Origin of the sequence: Exiguobacterium sp. UBA1053 (assembly GCF_002316465.1) — a bacterium.
Classification (GTDB): Bacteria; Bacillota; Bacilli; order Exiguobacteriales; family Exiguobacteriaceae; genus Exiguobacterium_A; species Exiguobacterium_A abrahamii.
The window spans coordinates 13,928-30,756 of the sequence record NZ_DCDO01000018.1 but is presented as its reverse complement, the minus strand read 5'-3'; the positions used below and the strand labels follow the sequence as shown (position 1 = coordinate 30,756).

General features: G+C 46.3%; 22 protein-coding genes. 6 read left to right on the top strand and 16 right to left on the bottom strand.

What is annotated here, in order from left to right:
* Nucleotides 1–17: 17 nt before the first annotated feature.
* Nucleotides 18–1,475: a 6-phospho-beta-glucosidase BglA gene (gene bglA / locus B3G15_RS13725; protein WP_290721826.1), complete on the bottom strand. Its 1,458-nt coding sequence runs from the start codon at nt 1,473–1,475 to the stop codon at nt 18–20.
* Between the two features lie 24 nt (nt 1,476–1,499).
* On the bottom strand, nt 1,500–3,392 hold the full coding sequence (locus tag B3G15_RS13720; protein ID WP_290721824.1) for a beta-glucoside-specific PTS transporter subunit IIABC: 1,893 nt from the start codon (nt 3,390–3,392) through the stop codon (nt 1,500–1,502).
* A 163-nt stretch (nt 3,393–3,555) separates the two neighbouring features.
* On the opposite strand from B3G15_RS13720, the gene B3G15_RS13715 reads away from it, so the two are divergent.
* A complete protein-coding gene (locus B3G15_RS13715) occupies nt 3,556–4,266 on the top strand; it encodes a GntR family transcriptional regulator (RefSeq protein ID WP_290721823.1) in 711 nt (236 codons plus the stop codon).
* Between the two features lie 478 nt (nt 4,267–4,744).
* Here the strand turns inward: B3G15_RS13715 and B3G15_RS13710 are convergent, their stop codons facing one another.
* Nucleotides 4,745–5,086, bottom strand: a complete 342-nt coding sequence (locus B3G15_RS13710; protein ID WP_290721821.1) for a hypothetical protein — start codon at nt 5,084–5,086, stop codon at nt 4,745–4,747.
* Nucleotides 5,087–5,407: 321 nt separating this feature from the next.
* Between B3G15_RS13710 and B3G15_RS13705 the strand changes: the two genes are divergently transcribed.
* Nucleotides 5,408–6,793 carry an MFS transporter gene (locus B3G15_RS13705; protein WP_050677231.1) on the top strand — a complete coding sequence of 462 codons (1,386 nt, stop codon included), beginning with the start codon at nt 5,408–5,410 and terminating at the stop codon, nt 6,791–6,793.
* Nucleotides 6,794–6,839: 46 nt separating this feature from the next.
* On the opposite strand, the gene B3G15_RS13700 is transcribed toward B3G15_RS13705, so the two are convergent.
* Genes B3G15_RS13700 through B3G15_RS13690 form a run of 3 tightly spaced genes read right to left on the bottom strand, consistent with a single transcriptional unit; the run spans nt 6,840 to nt 8,772 of the window.
* Entirely contained in the window at nt 6,840–7,472 is a 633-nt protein-coding gene (locus B3G15_RS13700; protein ID WP_290721820.1) for an HAD hydrolase-like protein, read from the bottom strand.
* Nucleotides 7,469–7,963 (bottom strand): AAA family ATPase, encoded by a 495-nt coding sequence (locus tag B3G15_RS13695; protein WP_047394811.1) that lies wholly within the window; start codon nt 7,961–7,963, stop codon nt 7,469–7,471. The genes B3G15_RS13700 and B3G15_RS13695 overlap by 4 nt, the downstream gene beginning before the upstream one ends.
* Nucleotides 7,960–8,772 (bottom strand): MBL fold metallo-hydrolase, encoded by an 813-nt coding sequence (locus B3G15_RS13690; protein WP_290721818.1) that lies wholly within the window; start codon nt 8,770–8,772, stop codon nt 7,960–7,962. Before B3G15_RS13690 ends, B3G15_RS13695 begins: the two co-directional genes overlap by 4 nt.
* Nucleotides 8,773–8,901: 129 nt before the next feature.
* On the opposite strand from B3G15_RS13690, the gene B3G15_RS13685 reads away from it, so the two are divergent.
* Nucleotides 8,902–9,285: a VOC family protein gene (locus B3G15_RS13685; protein ID WP_290721816.1), complete on the top strand. Its 384-nt coding sequence runs from the start codon at nt 8,902–8,904 to the stop codon at nt 9,283–9,285.
* Nucleotides 9,286–9,329: 44 nt separating this feature from the next.
* Here B3G15_RS13685 and B3G15_RS13680 read toward each other — a convergent pair whose 3' ends face one another.
* Together B3G15_RS13680 and B3G15_RS13675 are read right to left on the bottom strand one after the other, a co-directional pair.
* A complete protein-coding gene (locus B3G15_RS13680) occupies nt 9,330–9,758 on the bottom strand; it encodes a hypothetical protein (protein WP_214857824.1) in 429 nt (142 codons plus the stop codon).
* Between the two features lie 327 nt (nt 9,759–10,085).
* Nucleotides 10,086–10,487: an RrF2 family transcriptional regulator gene (locus tag B3G15_RS13675; protein ID WP_214859944.1), complete on the bottom strand. Its 402-nt coding sequence runs from the start codon at nt 10,485–10,487 to the stop codon at nt 10,086–10,088.
* Between the two features lie 371 nt (nt 10,488–10,858).
* Between B3G15_RS13675 and B3G15_RS13670 the strand changes: the two genes are divergently transcribed.
* On the top strand, nt 10,859–11,164 hold the full coding sequence (locus tag B3G15_RS13670; RefSeq protein WP_064299743.1) for a hypothetical protein: 306 nt from the start codon (nt 10,859–10,861) through the stop codon (nt 11,162–11,164).
* Between the two features lie 158 nt (nt 11,165–11,322).
* On the opposite strand, the gene B3G15_RS13665 is transcribed toward B3G15_RS13670, so the two are convergent.
* A complete protein-coding gene (locus B3G15_RS13665; protein ID WP_214857825.1) occupies nt 11,323–11,712 on the bottom strand; it encodes a thiol-disulfide oxidoreductase DCC family protein in 390 nt (129 codons plus the stop codon).
* A gap of 197 nt (nt 11,713–11,909) precedes the next feature.
* On the opposite strand from B3G15_RS13665, the gene B3G15_RS13660 reads away from it, so the two are divergent.
* A complete protein-coding gene (locus tag B3G15_RS13660; RefSeq protein ID WP_214857827.1) occupies nt 11,910–12,650 on the top strand; it encodes an SDR family oxidoreductase in 741 nt (246 codons plus the stop codon).
* 53 nt (nt 12,651–12,703) lie between these two features.
* Here B3G15_RS13660 and B3G15_RS13655 read toward each other — a convergent pair whose 3' ends face one another.
* The 5 genes from B3G15_RS13655 to B3G15_RS13635 are packed head-to-tail and all read right to left on the bottom strand — an operon-like array spanning nt 12,704 to nt 14,442.
* On the bottom strand, nt 12,704–13,162 hold the full coding sequence (locus B3G15_RS13655) for an NUDIX hydrolase (protein WP_214857828.1): 459 nt from the start codon (nt 13,160–13,162) through the stop codon (nt 12,704–12,706).
* Nucleotides 13,134–13,568: an alpha/beta hydrolase family protein gene (locus tag B3G15_RS13650; protein WP_290721811.1), complete on the bottom strand. Its 435-nt coding sequence runs from the start codon at nt 13,566–13,568 to the stop codon at nt 13,134–13,136. The genes B3G15_RS13655 and B3G15_RS13650 overlap by 29 nt, the downstream gene beginning before the upstream one ends.
* 12 nt (nt 13,569–13,580) lie before the next feature.
* Nucleotides 13,581–13,859 carry a dienelactone hydrolase family protein gene (locus tag B3G15_RS13645; RefSeq protein WP_290721809.1) on the bottom strand — a complete coding sequence of 93 codons (279 nt, stop codon included), beginning with the start codon at nt 13,857–13,859 and terminating at the stop codon, nt 13,581–13,583.
* The gene (locus B3G15_RS13640) at nt 13,849–14,262 is read right to left on the bottom strand and encodes an RDD family protein (protein ID WP_149427523.1); all 414 of its coding nucleotides are present in this window, start codon (nt 14,260–14,262) and stop codon (nt 13,849–13,851) included. The genes B3G15_RS13645 and B3G15_RS13640 overlap by 11 nt, the downstream gene beginning before the upstream one ends.
* A 12-nt stretch (nt 14,263–14,274) precedes the next feature.
* Nucleotides 14,275–14,442 (bottom strand): hypothetical protein, encoded by a 168-nt coding sequence (locus B3G15_RS13635; RefSeq protein WP_214857830.1) that lies wholly within the window; start codon nt 14,440–14,442, stop codon nt 14,275–14,277.
* A gap of 122 nt (nt 14,443–14,564) precedes the next feature.
* Between B3G15_RS13635 and B3G15_RS13630 the strand changes: the two genes are divergently transcribed.
* Nucleotides 14,565–15,491, top strand: a complete 927-nt coding sequence (locus B3G15_RS13630) for a zinc-dependent alcohol dehydrogenase (RefSeq protein ID WP_290721807.1) — start codon at nt 14,565–14,567, stop codon at nt 15,489–15,491.
* Here B3G15_RS13630 and B3G15_RS13625 read toward each other — a convergent pair.
* Together B3G15_RS13625 and B3G15_RS13620 are read right to left on the bottom strand one after the other, a co-directional pair.
* Nucleotides 15,473–16,069, bottom strand: a complete 597-nt coding sequence (locus B3G15_RS13625) for a hypothetical protein (protein ID WP_290721805.1) — start codon at nt 16,067–16,069, stop codon at nt 15,473–15,475. The genes B3G15_RS13630 and B3G15_RS13625 overlap by 19 nt on opposite strands.
* Nucleotides 16,070–16,801, bottom strand: a complete 732-nt coding sequence (locus B3G15_RS13620; protein WP_290721804.1) for a DUF5694 domain-containing protein — start codon at nt 16,799–16,801, stop codon at nt 16,070–16,072.
* Nucleotides 16,802–16,829 lie beyond the last annotated feature (28 nt).

Sequence of the window (16,829 nt, the reverse complement as noted above, 5' to 3'; positions counted from 1 at the left end):
CGTTACCCCTTGCTTCATCATTTTGCCGTCTCTGAACCGTGTAACGCAGCACCATTCGTCTCGATGACGTGACGATACCAATCGAACGAATCCTTTTTCATCCGTTCCATCGATCCGTTACCCTCGTTATCCCGATCGACGTAGATCATGCCGTAGCGTTTTTTCATCTCCCCTGTCGTAAAGGAGACGATGTCGATGACGCCCCACGGCGTGTACCCAATCAACTCAACACCATCTTCGAGTACAGCTGCTTTGAATGCTTCGATATGCGCACGCAAGTAATCAATTCGCGCCGTATCATGAATCTGACCATCCTCGATCGTATCGATTGCACCAAAGCCGTTCTCGACGATGAACAACGGAATCTGGTAACGATCGTACAGACGATTCATCGCATATCGAAGACCAACAGGATCAATCGCCCAACCCCAATCACTCGACTGGATGTATGGGTTCTCGACACCATTCGCGAGACCACCGTTGACGATGTTGCCCGTGTTATTGACGACAGCATCATGTTTGACGGTCGTCGACATATAGTAACTGAATCCAAGATAGTCGACTGTTCCGTTTTGCAAGATTTCTGCGTCACCGTCTAGGATCGGAATATCATACCCTTCCCGTTTGAACTCATTCAATGCGTAAGACGGATAATAACCACGGACTTGAACATCCGGGAAGAAGTAACGCTGACGCATCGATGTCTCAGCAAGCAGAATATCTTTCGGGTGCGATGAGTACGGATAGATCGGTACGTGCGAGACCATTGCTCCGATCTCGAAGTCCGGGTTGATCGCTTTTCCTTTCGCGACGGCAAGTGCACTTGCGAGTAACTCGTGGTGTCCCGTTTGATACATGACTTCCATCGCGTTCTCTTCCGGATCAAGGAGGACACCGGAATTCGTCCAGAGGAATAATGGATTGCTGACATCCATCTTGTTGTTGATCTCATTGAATGTCATCCAGTATTTGACCTTGTCTTTGTAACGCGTGAAACAGACTTCCGCGAATTTTTCGAAGAACAGCGCTACTTTCCGGTTGCGGAAACCGCCGTATTCACGCGCAAGATGGAGTGGCATCTCAAAATGCGACAACGTGATGATTGGTTCGATACCGTATTTCAGTAATTCGTCGAAGACATCATCATAGAACTTCAGTCCTTCTTCGTTCGGTTCTGTCTCGTCCCCGTTCGGGAAAATCCGACTCCAACCGATCGATGTCCGGAGACACTTCAGTCCCATCTCAGCGAACAGCGCGATATCCTCTTTATAACGATGATAGAAATCAATCGCTTCATGGTTCGGATAAAATTCATCCTCTTCTACTTGATCCGTGATGCGACGAGCGACACCGTGCGCCCCTGCCGTCAATACATCGACGACGCTCGGTCCTTTTCCACCAGCGTTCCAGCCGCCTTCGAATTGATGCGCTGCTAACGCACCGCCCCATAAGAAATCGTTTGGTAATGTCTTCATCTTCATGTCCTCCTTCTATTTCTCTTACTTGATGATCGTCAAGATCTGTGTGTTTGCCGTCGTGACCGTCTCGTCCGTCGGTAGGATTTGCGCATAACTCTGGGTGTTCGTGATAATGATTGGCGTGATCGTCTCGAGTCCATGCGCTTCAATCGCTGTCGCATCAAACGTTACGAGTAGATCGCCTGTCGTCACGGATTCGCCTTCTTTGACGTGAAGCGTAAACGGTTTACCGTCGAGCGTCACGGTCTCAAGACCGATATGGATCAAAACTTCGACACCACTCGTCGAGCGTAATCCGATCGCGTGACCTGTCGGGGCGACCATGACGACAGTACCGTCAAACGGAGCCGTGACCCGGTTGTTCGTCGGACGAATCGCTACCCCTTGTCCCATCGCACCTGAAGCAAATACAGGATCCGGTACATCTGATAAAGCAACAATCGTTCCTTCAAGTGGTGCGCGAAGCGTCTCTTCGTTTGTCAGAGTTGCGCTGACTTCCTGTTTTGCAACTGGTGTCGCTGTACTTTCAGGTGCTACGACCGGAGCAGCCTGCTCCCCGAAACCGAACACTTGAATTAAAACGATGGGTAGAATCAAGGCAATCGCCGTTCCGATCAATAAGCCGATGATCGACGATGGATAGTCGGAATCGATGCCGTTGACGAGCGTCAATGGTCCCGGTAATCCGGCGTAGGCAAAGTAATAGGGTTTAAAGAAACTTGCCGTGACTGCGCCGATTGTTCCCGAGATACAGCCATAGATAAACGGTTTTTTAAAACGGAGCGTCACCCCATAGATGGCTGGTTCCGTGATACCGAAGATGCCCGTCAGTCCGGCTGAGACCCCGACTTTTTTCGTTTCTTTGTTCCGTGCTTTCAAGATGACCCCGATGACAGCACCGATTTGGGCGATGACGGCAATCGTTTGGTAGGCTTGGAACGAGTCGCGACCATATTGCTCGAAGTTTGCGAGCACCATCGGCGTGACACCCCAGTGGACACCGAAGATAACGATGACTTGCCAGAAGCCACCGATGATGAGACCAGCTACCGAAGGAGCATTCTCCGCTAAGTAGTTATACCCGTTTGCGATCCCTTCTGCACCAAGTGTCGTGATCGGTCCGATCAAGAGAATCGTAAGCGGCACCATCAATACCATACTGAAGAATGGAACGAACAACGGACGAATGACTTCATGAATCGTCTTGTTCAGGAATCGCTCGACATAGGACAAAATCCAGACGAGGAATAATGGCGGTAAGACCGATGACGTATACGTTGTACCGGATAAAGCGATTCCTAGGAACGTGATGGATTCACCGGCAGTGATGCGTGCTGCGATATCTGCCCATGTTGGACTGACAAGTGCCGCACTACAGGCGACCGCGATGAAGGCGTTGACATTAAAATGATTCGCTGCCGTGATGGCAATGAAAATCGGCAAGAACGTAAATGGTGCCCATGAGATGAAGCTGAAGACTTCATAAGTACCTGTCTTCGCAAATGCTGGAAAAGCGAGCGTCGTCAAAATTAAAGTTCCCTGCAGAATCCCCGCTGCAGCTAAGATGTAGACGAACGGTGCAAAGACGGCTGACATCGTCGCAATGATTCGGTTGAGGACCGTTCCTTTCGGTGCCTCTTCCGTTTCTGATTGCTCCAGATCGACGAGTTTCGCAAATTCTTGATGGACTTCTCCGACGTGTTGACCAATGACGACCTGAAACTGCCCGCCAGACTCAACGACCGTAATGACGCCAGGTAGTGCACTGACTGTTTCCTTAGCTGACGAATCCGATCGTTTCAAGACGAGACGAAGTCGTGTGGCACATCGGACGGCGCTGATGACGTTGTCTTCTCCCCCGACAGCTTCTAATATCGAATGCGCCAATTGTTGATAATCGCGAACCTTGCCCATATCGTGTACCTCCCCTGAATATGACGCTTGAATACCCTTTCATTTTAATTGTACATGCACAATTAATCAATACATAAATAATTAAATTTAACATGTTATTATTCAACAGAAGGCTTATGCTATACTAAAGAAAGAAAAAGTTCGCAAGAAAAGAAGGTGTCCTATGCTGAAATACCAACAGACGGCCGATGAAATCGAACGGTACATAGAACAACATGAGTTGAAACAAGGGGACAAACTACCGATTCTCGAAGAGTTGATCCGGCAGTTCGCCGTCAGTAAGACGACGATGACAAAATCACTTGAGTTACTCGAACGAAAAGGAATCATTTTTCAAGTACGCGGAAGCGGAATTTTTGTCCGGAAGACGAATCGCACCGGCTATATTCGTCTGTTCTCGACCCAAGGATTCAAGCAGAATCTCGTCGGTCATACGATCGAGTCGACCGTTCTTGCACTCGAACCAATCGCTGCAACGAATAACATCGCGAAGAATCTCGGGATCGAGGCAGGTGAGACGGTTTATTACGTCAAGCGAATCCGCTACATCGACGGCAAGATCCTCTGTCTCGAAGAGTCTTACTATCGCCAATCAATCGTTCCGTACTTAAATCGTGAAATCGTCGAGCAGTCGATCTTCGAATACTTAGAGACGGCACTCCAATTGAATATTGGGTTCTCGGATATGTATATGCACGTCGGGAAGTTAAGCGCTGAGTCGGCTCGTCATCTAAATCTCACCGAGGGCGATCCTGGATTAACGATTGAGACAGTATTTCATTTGACGAACGGTCGTCCGTTCGACTATTCCGTCATCACATACCACTATGAACATTCACAATTCGTCGTTCAGGCAAATGGGCTATACCTTTAACAAACGAAAAAAGTAAAAAAGCGAAGTCTGATGATTGTCTTCATTTTACTGAAGACGTTGCATCGGATTTCGCTTTTTCTTTTAAGAAACTAACTAAAATTAATATACAAAACGGATAAATCGCTAAAACGACAATCAATAATAAGCCAAGAACTGGGCTCGGAAAATCAGTAGGATACGTGACTGGAAACCACTGACTCAGAGCATACAACATAAAGAAGAAATACGGTATCCAACTGAAAGAAGTCGACCAAATAAGTCGGTTTCGAATTGTTATCCCCCGAATCAGTCGAATAGGCGTAAAGAATAGAATAGTGCACACCAATATCAACAGGCCATCGATTAGATAAAAAAATTGGTATGATGTTCCCGTTATGCGGATAATACGTTCGATGTTTAATGTCATCTCAACAGGAAGAAAGAGAATCAAGGCGAAAAACAGACTCCATCCGTTCCATTTTATAAATAATCGCATCCTTTAAATACCGATCTCTTCTTTACTAGAATTTTCGATATACAGTTCCCCATCAAATGTCGTCAAGGCAATCACTTTCCCGTCTTTTTCATACCACGCCGTTGCGCCTTCACGATCGAGTTCTTTCCAACCGGCTTGGCGAATCCGAGTCCCATAGAGTAGACCCGGTCCGTCAGTTTCCGAGACTAGACGGGTTTTGATTTTCCACTCGCCTTGTTTTTCAACTGCTGTAGCAAATCGCGGCACCGGAAAACCGGATACTTTTGATTCTTGAAATCCAGCATACCAACTACCGATGACTATAATGAGCCCAAGACATATAATGGCGATCCATTTCTTTTTCATAAGCATTCTCCTTTACTTTCCACCCTCATTTTAAAATTACCAAAATATAGTCTTCTTTCCCTCATCCTAAAGGCGGATTACTGATTTTTTCGTCGTGAAAACACATGAAAATTGTTTCGAATTTATGAAAACATCCAAAAAAATTTCAATTTTTTTCATAAAAAATGCACACCTTTGTTTGTTCTTAGAGTCGCAACGGTTTGACAACTCCCGGCACAGAGCCATTTTCAGTCGTTTTCAAGTGGTTAAGCGCATTAGCAACTTGACTTCATTTCCTGCTATGGTACGATACGAACTTATCAAAGGGAGTGAACAGAACTTATGAAATTCAGAAAAGAAAAAGTCAATGTCGTTGACATGCAGCAAACCAAAAAGAGTGTCTATGCGACCGGAATTGGGAATGCGATGGAATGGTTCGATTTTGGTCTTTATTCCTATCTCGCAATCATCATCAGTCAAAACTTCTTTAGCGCTGTTGAAAATGATGAACTGAAGCTCGTCTTTACTTTTGCGACGTTTGCGATCGCTTTTTTAATGCGACCAATCGGCGGAATCGTCTTTGGACGCATCGGAGATCGACTCGGGCGGAAGGTCGTCTTAACAACGACGATCGTCATGATGGCTGGTTCCACGCTCATCATTGGTCTATTACCGACCTACGATCAAATCGGAATTTGGGCACCGATCCTGTTATTGTTAGCCCGGATCTTACAAGGATTCTCGACTGGCGGTGAATATGCCGGCGCAATGGTCTACATCGCTGAGTCATCACCAGATAACAAACGGAGTGCCCTCGGAAGTGGACTTGAAATCGGTACACTCGGTGGATATATTCTCGCCTCATTACTGGCTACAACACTTTTCGTCACCTTATCGGATGATCAAATGGCATCTTGGGGATGGCGGATTCCCTTCATTCTTGGAGCACCACTCGGTTTATTTGGTCTCTATTTACGTCGTCACTTGGATGAATCACCGATCTTCGAAAATGAGATTAATGAAAACACAGAAGAGCCTGCGACATTCCGCGAAATTCTTCGCGACCACAAACGTGATATCATCGTTTGTTTCATCGCTGTTGCCTTCTTCAATATTACGAACTACATGCTCTTGTCCTACATGCCATCGTACCTCGATGAAGTCATCGGCATGTCAAGTTCGACAAGTACGATTCTAATTACTGGTGTCATGGTGATCATGATTCCGCTCGCTTACTTCTTCGGGAAGCTCAGTGATAAAAAAGGGAATCGTAATATCGTCCTTTTCGCGTTAGCCGGACTATCGTTGCTTTCAATCCTGTCGTTCTTCTTGATTGGTCTTAAACCACTCTTGTTCGTCGGAATCGGGATCTTCATCCTTGGCTTCTTCTTGGCGATCTTTGAAGGAACGATGCCAAGTCTTCTACCGAGTATCTTCTATACGGATGTCCGTTACCGGACACTATCCGTGACGTTCAACGTCTCGGTCTCGATCTTCGGTGGAACGACGCCACTCGTTTCGACGTGGCTCGTCCATACGACACAAAATCCGCTCGCTCCTGCTTTCTATCTAACAGCAGTCAGCGTCATCGGATTCGTCACGTTCTTCTTCTTCTTTAAAAATACAGCCGGAAAAGCACTTAAAGGATCGCATCCGACTGTATCGAGTGAAAAAGAAGTCGCATCAATCGCGAAGAAACCAAACGACGCCCTCTGGTGGGCAGAATAATTGCTAGCTATAAGTAAGAGCCGTCTTCCACAGAAGACGGCTCTTTTTAGTAGACAGCACTCAACTCTTTTACGACTCGGTCCGCGACTGCGAGTTCCTGCTCTTGTGCAAAATCGAACTGACAACCGATCGCAGCGAGCCCGTTCGCATGCGCCGCTTTGAAATCAGATAAGCGGTCACCGACAACGTAGCCTGACGAGATATCGTGCATCTTACAAATCTCCCGTACGAGTGCTGATTTATCACCGGAACGAATGTCTTCAATGCTATAGACATGATCGATATACGCTTCAAGTCCATACGTCGTCACGATTGCTGACAGGTAGGATGGCCACCCATTACTAGCGATATAGACGGAGTGACCCGCTTGTTTCAAACGAGCGAGCAACTCGACCGTTCCTGGATATAAGCGACCGTGCCCCGCTTTGACTGCCTGCTCTAAGCTACGTCGAAACTTGTGATCCGCAGCCTGTTGGTCTGTGGCTGAAAAGTCCGGTAGTAACGTCTGCCAGACTTCCGGTAACGAGACGCCCATGATCTGCTGATAGAGGGCGAGTGGGGGTTCCCCCTCCCAGCGTCCCGTTTGACGCAACTCTTGAAAGACCTCTTCTAGCGCATGCGACAGCACGGCATTCGTTTGAAACAACGTTCCATCCATGTCAAAAATGTAGTGTGTCATTCGCTCTCCCCTTTTTGCTCTTGATTTATCATTTGAATTACGGATTCTATCGATCTATCCTCAGCAATTAGACGATCTGTCGGGCGGTGATCCCGATCAATCCACCAGCGTTTCATATCCGTCACAGAAAACTCCGTGGGCTGGCGCATTTCATGGCGACGAACCGTTTCTTCAAATGAGACGTCAAAATAATACGCCGCGTATCGTGAAGTAAAGCGTCGTTCCAACCGGTCAATCATCTCACCGTACCAGTCCTGTGCAAGAATGCCTTCCAGCAGAATCGTCGCGTGGCGTCCGTCAGCAAGTCCGATCAACTCTTCGATCCAGCGAATCGCCGGATTTCCTGGTCCATCTTTTACGTTCAACATCTCCCTGCGGATGACATCTTGCGAGAATAAGATGCTATCCGGTAAGACCGATCGTAACGCTTTTGCAAGCGTCGTTTTTCCACTACCAGAATTCCCACGGATGACGATCAAGCGCGACTTCATGTCGTGAACCAGTCCCCGTTTAAGGCAGCAATGTACCGCTCTGCAGAGCGTGCTACTGCTTCAGACGCGCCGGTTTCGATTTTCCGATGAAAGGCGTCATATAATTTTTCAAAGTGAAGCGGACGTAACGTTTCTGCCATTCGCGCGACCGTCTTTGCCGGAAGCGGAATCACATTCGGATAACTGTACATGAAACTGACCCACGTCCGATCAGCAACGATCCGAATGATGTCCCCTGTCAATAATAGCCCCGCCGATGCGTCTTTTCGTTCACAGATGACTGCTCCTTTGAAGTGACCGCCGATGCGATGTAACATCACATCTTCCGCCAATTCCAAGCGTTCACCACTCCAGAAGACGATGCGTTCGCTTGGTCGCGTCACGAACGACGCATCATCTTCATGAATATAGATCGGCACGTCAAAAGTCTCCGCCCATTCGACTTGTGTCGCGTAATAATGCGGATGTGATAAAGCAATCGCCTGAATCCCGCCTAATTCGTCAAGTTGCTCTTTCGTTGTAGAATCAAGATATGTAATGCAGTCCCATAACAGGTTTAACGATTTTCCTTGGACAAGATATGCCGTCTGACCGATACCGAACGCCGGTGTCGTCTGAATCGCATAGACGCCTGCTCCGTCGTCACTAATGACGTTTTGATACGTTCCTGACGTTTGCATGGCAGCGAGCGTCGTCCACGTTTGACCAGTTGGATTGACATACTGTCGTTCCTCTAAGCAAATCGGACATGTTTCGCGTTGCGGATTGATTTGTTCAACACCACACGTCGTACAGATGATGGTTTCCATATCATCATTCCTTTCCAATTCGTAAATGATTTTCCTGATATATCATACCATATTCCATTTATAGGGATTGAAGGAGTTAAGAGGCGGTTATCGAAAGGAACATGTATGAAAACAAAGGAGGAGATTCTGATGTCAATTTCGACCCACCTCATTGCGCCCCGCTTGAACGCTGTTTTTTTGCATGTTCAGGATGTGAAACGTGCCGCCGCTTGGTATCACCAGTTACTGCAGCTGCCGTTTGATGCGTCGCGCGTCTCGTCACCTGTCTACAATCTTCCACTTGAGGGTCCAACGAGTTTGACGCTCGATGATCATACGAATGACGCAACGTATCGACATCACCCTTCTCCCCATGCCTTGTTTAATTTTTATACGACGGACATCAATGCATCCTATCAGTTTGTGCGGTCACTACACGCACCCATCATTCGAGATATCGAACGTTTCGATGACTTTGCTTACTTTACGTTTGCAGATCCCGACGGCAACGTCTTGATGCTCTGTACAGGATAAGACAAAAGCAGGTCGAGCCACATTAGTGGTTCGACCTGCCTTGTTTAACGAGATGTTCGATCGTCATTTATGACGCTTTGAAAACGTTCTGTGAACCGATTGATTGCCTCTTCCGTGTCTAAAATACCTAAAAACCAGATCTTTTTGTCTTCCGAAAATGTAAGATGCAGTGACCCTTCTATTGTGGACTTCACTTCAAGCGTAGCAATCGTATCCGACTTCATTAAAGTCTTTTGTGATAGAGTGACCAGTTCATTCGTCAACGTTTCGCGTGTACCTTCTGATGTCTTTTCACGAAGTAGATGAATCGTTTTGCGGAGCAGTTCGGTCTTTGAAACACTTAAAAGATTCAATTCGCGGATTTCGAAAGTATAGGCGTTCTCGTCTACCCCGGATTGTTGAACGATGAATCGCGGGGATTGCACTAAGCGTTGAATGAAGTGAACGAACATTCCGATGGTCATTTCGGACATTGCAAAAACCTCCCTTTTACATGGATCAATGGACGGATTCCTTTAATCCTTTATCTGAATGGGATTAAAGTCCCTTATTATAATCTAGACAGTGAACAGAATGAAGGTACAATTCCCCTTCAATATAGCTAATACAATAAACAAGTACAAATTGAACATGTTTTAGTTGTAAAAATAAGATTCGAATAGCATCCGAATCTTGTTTATAGTAACATAAGAGATACTAGTTTTTAGTATAAACGGATCATAATTAATTATGAGTGTCTGTTTTCATTATGTACAAGGATAAAGAGCCAGAGAGCAATCCTTTGTCTCTGACTCTTTACTTCAATCATTGATCGATGGCGCAATTAAGTCTAGTAACGTATAGGCTTGAAGTGCGTCCGTGAAGGACGTGAATGCTTGATCGAACGCTTGTCGTGTGTTCTGTAAACTACCATTTTTATTTGGAACTGTCACATTTTCGAGATAAGACACTTCTTCGAATAAATGGACGATTTCTCCTAATGTAATCGTATCTGGCGATTTCGCTAACTTGAATCCACCATTACGACCTTGTACGGAGATTATGAGACCGAACTTACTTAAAGAATGGACAATCTTCATTAGATGGTTTTTAGAAATATCGTAATGTGTTGCTACTTCTTGAATTTGTACAAGTCTAGTCGGATGCGACGCTGCATAAATTAGCACACGAATAGCATAGTCCGTAGAGCGAGTCATTTTCATCCATTTCACCTTCTTTTTAATTCCTCTTACAGAAATAGTACAAAAGCTCTCTCGCTTTCACAATTGATAGTGTGGTTTCAAGTGCAGCAACAAATAATCAACAGTGATTTTGCACATAATATATAGCCTATCTTATAGGATAAGAAGTACGAAAATCTAGTTGTTTTTTCGTAAAAAGGCAAAATGATATTTTAGAAATTTGTAACTCTTGTTTCCTATCACGAATATCTAAACGAATTGAATGGTCGTCCACTCTTAAAAATGAAAAGCGTTTAGATTTTTCTGCTGTTTACGAATCGATGAATAGTGGAACACAATTAATAACATGTATGAAAATGATATGAATAATATAGAACTAGGAAGTGAAAAAAGTGGAAGGTGATTTAAATCAAATCGTCTGCTGTTTGAATCAAGATTTCAGACAACAGCGAACTGTGTTTAGTGCATTGACCTTGAAAGAAACCAATCCCTGTATCGTCTTAATGGAAGATCATCTTCATAGGCAAATGAATGATGCGCTGTATCAATATCCAGAATTTATTGTAGAACTAGAAACGTTGATTTACCGATGTTTGATCGATGTGCGAGGAGCACGTGAATCCGTCTCACCTTCCGAGATTTTTATTTCCAAAGCTCAGTTATACTCGCCTTATCATTATTTAGTCACATTTTTATGAACAAGTGTAATCCGACCGTTCAGATCAGAAGAAAGATCCAATATTAAGCTGAATAGTTGATTTTATATCACTCGGATCTGGCCCAACCAAAAATATAGTATTTATTTTAGTTAAACGACAAAAAACCGCGATTTAGATGAAGGCGGTTTTTTCCTATTTCAATCATGAAATCGAGCACGCGTCTCTGATGAAGGGAGCGCACAATGTTGTTTTACACCGAACCACTGATGTCGATTTTTGGCGACAACATCATACACACAATCTCGGAATGACCGTGGAAAAATACGTAAAATAGTCAACAGTTTCCATCCACCCTGTAAATGACGAGCAATCCGTAACGCGGCGTCCGATTTGATATAGGGTACTCCTCGTTCAATTACGACGACACTGTCAATCGTTGCCGGGAGATGATGACGCTTTACGAATTCTTGTCCGGTCTTTCCTTGTAACGATGCAAAATCATGGTACCCTTGGTCTCGTTTTAAGATGAACTGGACGCTTGCGTCACAGAGATTACACTCTCCATCAAATAAGACGATTGCTTTCATGAGTGATTCATCCTTCCCGTACTGTTTATCGAATTACTGTGTTACTTACACTTTACCTTTACTACACTCTTTTTTGATAGGCGTGATGTCATGATGTTAAATATTGATAGCGCTTTCTTTCTCAGTCCTCCATACGCTATACTAATTTCTGTAAACATCTGGTTTTTATGAATGTATTTACATAAAGGAGAATACATATGACTCGACCTATTGCCATCGTAACCGGCGCCAGTCAGACACGCGACATCGGAGCTGCCATTTGCCGCCAGCTTGCCTCGTCCGGACATGACCTGGTCTTTACTTATTTTAAAGCAACAGCGGATTGGGCGGCTAGTTTTACGACCGAACTCGAAAATCAAGGTGCCCGCGTCCTTGCGATCGAGCTAGATTTAGGTCAAGCAGATGCTGCTGACGATTTATTCAATCAGGTAGAAGACTTTGGAACACCAAGCATCCTGATCAACAACGCTGCCCATTCGACGATGACGGATTGGAAAACGCTTGATGCAAAAAGTCTCGATCAACACTATGCCGTCAATCTCCGAGCACCGCTGTTGCTTGCGACACGTTTCACGAAACGATTCGCTGAAGCACATCTAACGTCCGGTCGTATCATTCAACTGACGTCCGGACAAGATCTCGGTCCGATGCCTGACGAGATTGCTTACGCTACGACAAAAGGTGCCTTGTCGACATTTACAAAGACTTACGCGGCAGCCGTAGCACCGCTTGGCATCACCGTTAATGCGGTCAATCCGGGTCCGACAGACTCGACTTGGATGGATGAAGCAACACGGACAGCGCTTAAACCTAGTTTTCCGTTCGGGCGAATCGGTGCGCCAGAAGACGTCGCACGATTGATCCAATTCCTCGTGAGTCCTGACGGTAGCTGGGTGACTGGACAGATCATTCATTCCGAAGGCGGCTTTGAACGCTGAACATAGAGAACATAAAATCTCCCCTGATTTTTACATCAGGGGGGATTTTTGCGTTATCGAAAAACCGGACCCAGTTCCGTCAAAAAATCGTTCCAGGCTGTTTGATGCAGTTCGCTATAGAGTTCTGGCATTTGGTCTCTTTCAAAAAAAGCAATATCGAGTGATTCATCGGAATCAATCGTCAATTGCCCCCCATTGATTCGGCAAACGAAAAAATGGACGATCGGTTGGGCGACATCCCCGTTCGGATACATCTCTTCGTACTTCGAATAGACACCACTCAAACGTTCAATCGTGACATGAAAACCGGTCTCTTCGAAAATCTCACGCTGTGCGGCTTCGACAATCGACTCTCCCAGTTCCAGTGCGCCACCGGGAAAGCCCCATGCTTGTTGCTCTCGCCGTTTTTGAAGAAGAATGCGCCCCTCCTCGTCGAAGACGATGCCACCCGCAAAGTTCAACATCACTTTTTCTTGACCGACCTTACTGCGAAGAAAACGTATGTAGTCCATCTGTCGCCCCTTGAAGTTTGACGTGCTTCAGCCATGCAATCAGTTGCTTGACCATGGCATCGGTCACGGTATGATTGACACCTGGAAAAACGTCTAATACGGTCGTTTGCGCCATACCTGCTTGAACAGCTGTCCCGTGATAAAACTGCTGGATCGATAGTGGAATGATGTCATCGGCATCGCCGTGCAGGAGCAATCGCGGACGCTCATCCATCACACTGATCGGATCGAGCTTCCATGGTACATCCTCCTGTTTGATGGCAGGTCGCCCGTCACGAACGCGGAATTGACGTTCCGCTTCAAGATAGGCACCGCCCCCATTGATCGCAACAAGCGCTTTAATCGGCTGACGTGCCATGATCCCATGGGCAATGAACCCACCCATCGAGACGCCGATTGCCATCACATCTGAAACATGCTAGCCTGATTGTTCGATGGTAGCTGTCGCTTCCGTAATCGATTGTTCGACGACCGTCCAAAAATAGGTCGTCGTTACTTCTGAATCAAACGGATGATCAAACGGTTTACGTTGATCATGCCGAATAAGTTCCGGAATAAAGACATCGAATCCTTCTTCAGATAATTGTTGTGCAAACTCTAGATAAGAAACAGCCGTTCCGCCCCAACCATGGTAGAGCAGAATGGCTCCCGTTGGTTGAGAGGAACGGACACTATGGACATGAAAATCAAGCTTCATTTTTTAGCTTCTCCTGGTTCAAGCGGACGATCGTTTTCGCGAAGTCATCCTCCGGTAATCGTTGTCCGTTCTTGAGAAACGGTTTCCAGTACGGTCGAATCTTAAATAGTGAGACCGTATCACGATAGACTGTTCGACGGACGATTTGTTTTGTCGTCAACGGCAATCCATTCTCGCTTTCAACCTGGATGCCGCAAATCTGACCACCAATCGTTTTTCCGTTCAACAGTTTCAATTGCGCGACTTCTCCTAGAAAACTGATCGTCGGTTGTGTCACGACAGCGTGAACGACTTCTGACTTCACACGTCGTAACACCGTTTTTTCGATGACGACAGAAAGTCCGAAATAAACAGCTTGGTTGATGATATACGCACCGATTCGTCGTTTTGTCGTTGAATGCATGGATGGTCCTCCTTATACGTTGAAATAGACGACAGCGCCAAGTCCACTGACGGCAATCAAATAAAAGACGATCGCGAGTCGTTTGTTTGCGGCAGAGATATCCTTTCGGACGAGGATCTTACTATACCGATACGTCAAAAATGCGAACACGAGCAATGCCAAAATCAATAATGGTGCCATTTGATTCCCCCCTTTTCTTTCTTATTCTACATCATTTCTGGTTTCGAATTGTTATATTTTACAAGTAAAGTGGTATATGCTTGATCCATATATCATCAATCCAACAATGAAATGAGGTTTACATGTTGAACACTACAACGATTTGCTGTCTTGTGGAGTCGAAGACGCCTGGTTATCTTGTTCGGGAACTGCCGCCGCTTGGCATCCATGACGTCCACGTCCGCACTCTAGCCGGTGCCATCAGTATCGGTGCCGAACTTCCCCAATGGCTGGAACAAGACATGACCGAAACCAGCTATGACTATCCGCTCGAGACAGGATATGAAAGTTATGGCGAAGTGCTTGCAGTTGGTGACGCCGTCCAAATCGTCAAGCCCGGAGATCGGGTCGTCAGCTTCTATGGTCATCAAGATCAAGCGATCGTTCCTGAATCGAAAGTCATCCCGGTTCCTGCTCATATCTCACCACGTGAAGCCTTACTACTGATTCTGTCCTGTGACGCGGCAAAAGGCGTCCGAAAGCTAACATTGACACCCGACACAAGCGTCTTAGTTTCAGGAATGGGTACGATCGGTTTGCTGACGGTACATTACTTACGGCATTACGTTAACGTTCGTCAGATTGATATCCTCGAGCCGCTTACGTCCCGAGCGGAGTTAGCGCGTCAATTAGGTGCACGTGTCGTCACACCGGGTTCAAGTATGTATGACGCCGCCATCGAATGTTCCGGACGTCAAGCGGCCTTTGCCGAGCTTCAATCCGCTGTCCGTCCTCATGGTGCAATCTGCGTCTTATCGGACGGCAACCGGGAATCCTTGACGTTGACGCCCGCGTTTCACGCAAAAGAACTTCAGATCGTTGCATCGAGTGACGGCTGGGACTACCGCAAGCATGCAGACTGGCTCTTTGCAGACGAGCGTCACGCGACATTGTCCGCTTTGTTCGAACACGAGACTTCGTTTTCGAAGCTTGCCAGTTGCTTCGCTAGCTTAATGGAAACACCAGATCTCCCAATCAAAGTATTCGTTGATTATGAGCAGACGAGCTGAACACCGTTCGGATCCGTACCTACGAGCGATACGTCGGAAAAGACTGCTTCTTGCAAGACGGTCTTCTCTCCGCGGACGGTTTGGATTTGTGAAATCGGTCGATCGAACAGTTTCGTTAAATCCGCCTCTAATCCTTCGCGCGGTGTAGTTAGAATTAAACGCTCAAGTGTCGTTCCATCAGTACCCGCAATCGCATCTTCATGGACTTGCAGTTCAATCCGTAATCCGTATGGTGCCTGCAAGAACGTCCGCCGCTCGTTCGCTTGGACCTTGAACGATAACGTTTCTGCGCGATCAAGTATCGTTTGCACGTCACCAGGCTGAATCAAAAATCCGATGTGATCGAAGCGAACCGTTTTTCCGAATCCGATCGTCACGTTGACCGCCCCCCGTTTCATTTCGATGATTCGGAATAAAATTTGATCCGCTCGAAAATCATTCCATGTCAGAGGTGGATTAAACGAAGAAAACTCTCCGTCCTTTTTCCCGATCCGCTGGGAAACGTGAAATCCGCGTGCCGTGTACCAAGCTTCTGTTTCTTCCAAATGTGGTGTCCAGATATGGTAGTGAAATAGCATTTACATACACTCCTTTACGTTGTTCCAATCGTTCCACGTCATCACTTCGACTTGGTTCGATTCATTCAAATATTGTCGTAATAACGGGAGGTGCGCAGCACCGTATAAACAGACGATTCGTTCGTTCGTCTGTGCGAGGTGCAGTAAACGATTTGCGATCTTTTGATTACGGACTCGCCAGTAGCGTTCAACCCAAATCCGCCCGCTCTCCAGTCGTTCGATTTGATCATAGATTCTAGCCGACGCTGCAATCGTTTCTTCAGCGTGCAATCGGTCGAGCCATTCTGAGAATGATGACTGCTCCATCGCGTGCTCTAACTGTGCTGTCCGCTTCATCTCAGCCGCGACGATCGTCTCAAAGGCTTCCGGATGATGTGAACGGACGATTCCTAAATCCGGTACGCCAGGTACGACTTCGTTCCAATCGACCCCATGGAGATGTGCTAATCCTGCCATCCGGGCTAAGCGAAAACCAATTTGTTGCCGTTCATTATCGGTTAAGTCGCTCTCGGATTGACAGGTTTCATATGTATGTTGCAAATCATTCATGCGTTCGGCTACCGTCTCAAGAGCAACGCCTGTCGGTCGAAATGCATTCAATCGAGCAACGACTTCTTGAATTTCTCGTTGCCTTCTCTCTGACGCGACATCAAAAATTGCTGGACGAATCATGTCACCATTGGTCGGGCGATCGAGATGGAACATGCCTAACAGTAAAATCTGAGGTTTCATCTATCCCCCTCCTTTTCCTGATTTTACC

Coding starts and splice junctions, on each gene's coding strand:
- bglA (WP_290721826.1), bottom strand. CDS start 1,475: ATGAAGACATTACCAAACGATTTCTTATGGGGCGGTGCGTTAGCAGCG.
- B3G15_RS13720 (WP_290721824.1), bottom strand. CDS start 3,392: ATGGGCAAGGTTCGCGATTATCAACAATTGGCGCATTCGATATTAGAA.
- B3G15_RS13715 (WP_290721823.1), top strand. CDS start 3,556: ATGCTGAAATACCAACAGACGGCCGATGAAATCGAACGGTACATAGAA.
- B3G15_RS13710 (WP_290721821.1), bottom strand. CDS start 5,086: ATGAAAAAGAAATGGATCGCCATTATATGTCTTGGGCTCATTATAGTC.
- B3G15_RS13705 (WP_050677231.1), top strand. CDS start 5,408: ATGAAATTCAGAAAAGAAAAAGTCAATGTCGTTGACATGCAGCAAACC.
- B3G15_RS13700 (WP_290721820.1), bottom strand. CDS start 7,472: ATGACACACTACATTTTTGACATGGATGGAACGTTGTTTCAAACGAAT.
- B3G15_RS13695 (WP_047394811.1), bottom strand. CDS start 7,963: ATGAAGTCGCGCTTGATCGTCATCCGTGGGAATTCTGGTAGTGGAAAA.
- B3G15_RS13690 (WP_290721818.1), bottom strand. CDS start 8,772: ATGGAAACCATCATCTGTACGACGTGTGGTGTTGAACAAATCAATCCG.
- B3G15_RS13685 (WP_290721816.1), top strand. CDS start 8,902: ATGTCAATTTCGACCCACCTCATTGCGCCCCGCTTGAACGCTGTTTTT.
- B3G15_RS13680 (WP_214857824.1), bottom strand. CDS start 9,758: ATGTCCGAAATGACCATCGGAATGTTCGTTCACTTCATTCAACGCTTA.
- B3G15_RS13675 (WP_214859944.1), bottom strand. CDS start 10,487: ATGAAAATGACTCGCTCTACGGACTATGCTATTCGTGTGCTAATTTAT.
- B3G15_RS13665 (WP_214857825.1), bottom strand. CDS start 11,712: ATGAAAGCAATCGTCTTATTTGATGGAGAGTGTAATCTCTGTGACGCA.
- B3G15_RS13660 (WP_214857827.1), top strand. CDS start 11,910: ATGACTCGACCTATTGCCATCGTAACCGGCGCCAGTCAGACACGCGAC.
- B3G15_RS13655 (WP_214857828.1), bottom strand. CDS start 13,162: ATGGACTACATACGTTTTCTTCGCAGTAAGGTCGGTCAAGAAAAAGTG.
- B3G15_RS13645 (WP_290721809.1), bottom strand. CDS start 13,859: ATGAAGCTTGATTTTCATGTCCATAGTGTCCGTTCCTCTCAACCAACG.
- B3G15_RS13640 (WP_149427523.1), bottom strand. CDS start 14,262: ATGCATTCAACGACAAAACGACGAATCGGTGCGTATATCATCAACCAA.
- B3G15_RS13635 (WP_214857830.1), bottom strand. CDS start 14,442: ATGGCACCATTATTGATTTTGGCATTGCTCGTGTTCGCATTTTTGACG.
- B3G15_RS13630 (WP_290721807.1), top strand. CDS start 14,565: ATGTTGAACACTACAACGATTTGCTGTCTTGTGGAGTCGAAGACGCCT.
- B3G15_RS13625 (WP_290721805.1), bottom strand. CDS start 16,069: ATGCTATTTCACTACCATATCTGGACACCACATTTGGAAGAAACAGAA.
- B3G15_RS13620 (WP_290721804.1), bottom strand. CDS start 16,801: ATGAAACCTCAGATTTTACTGTTAGGCATGTTCCATCTCGATCGCCCG.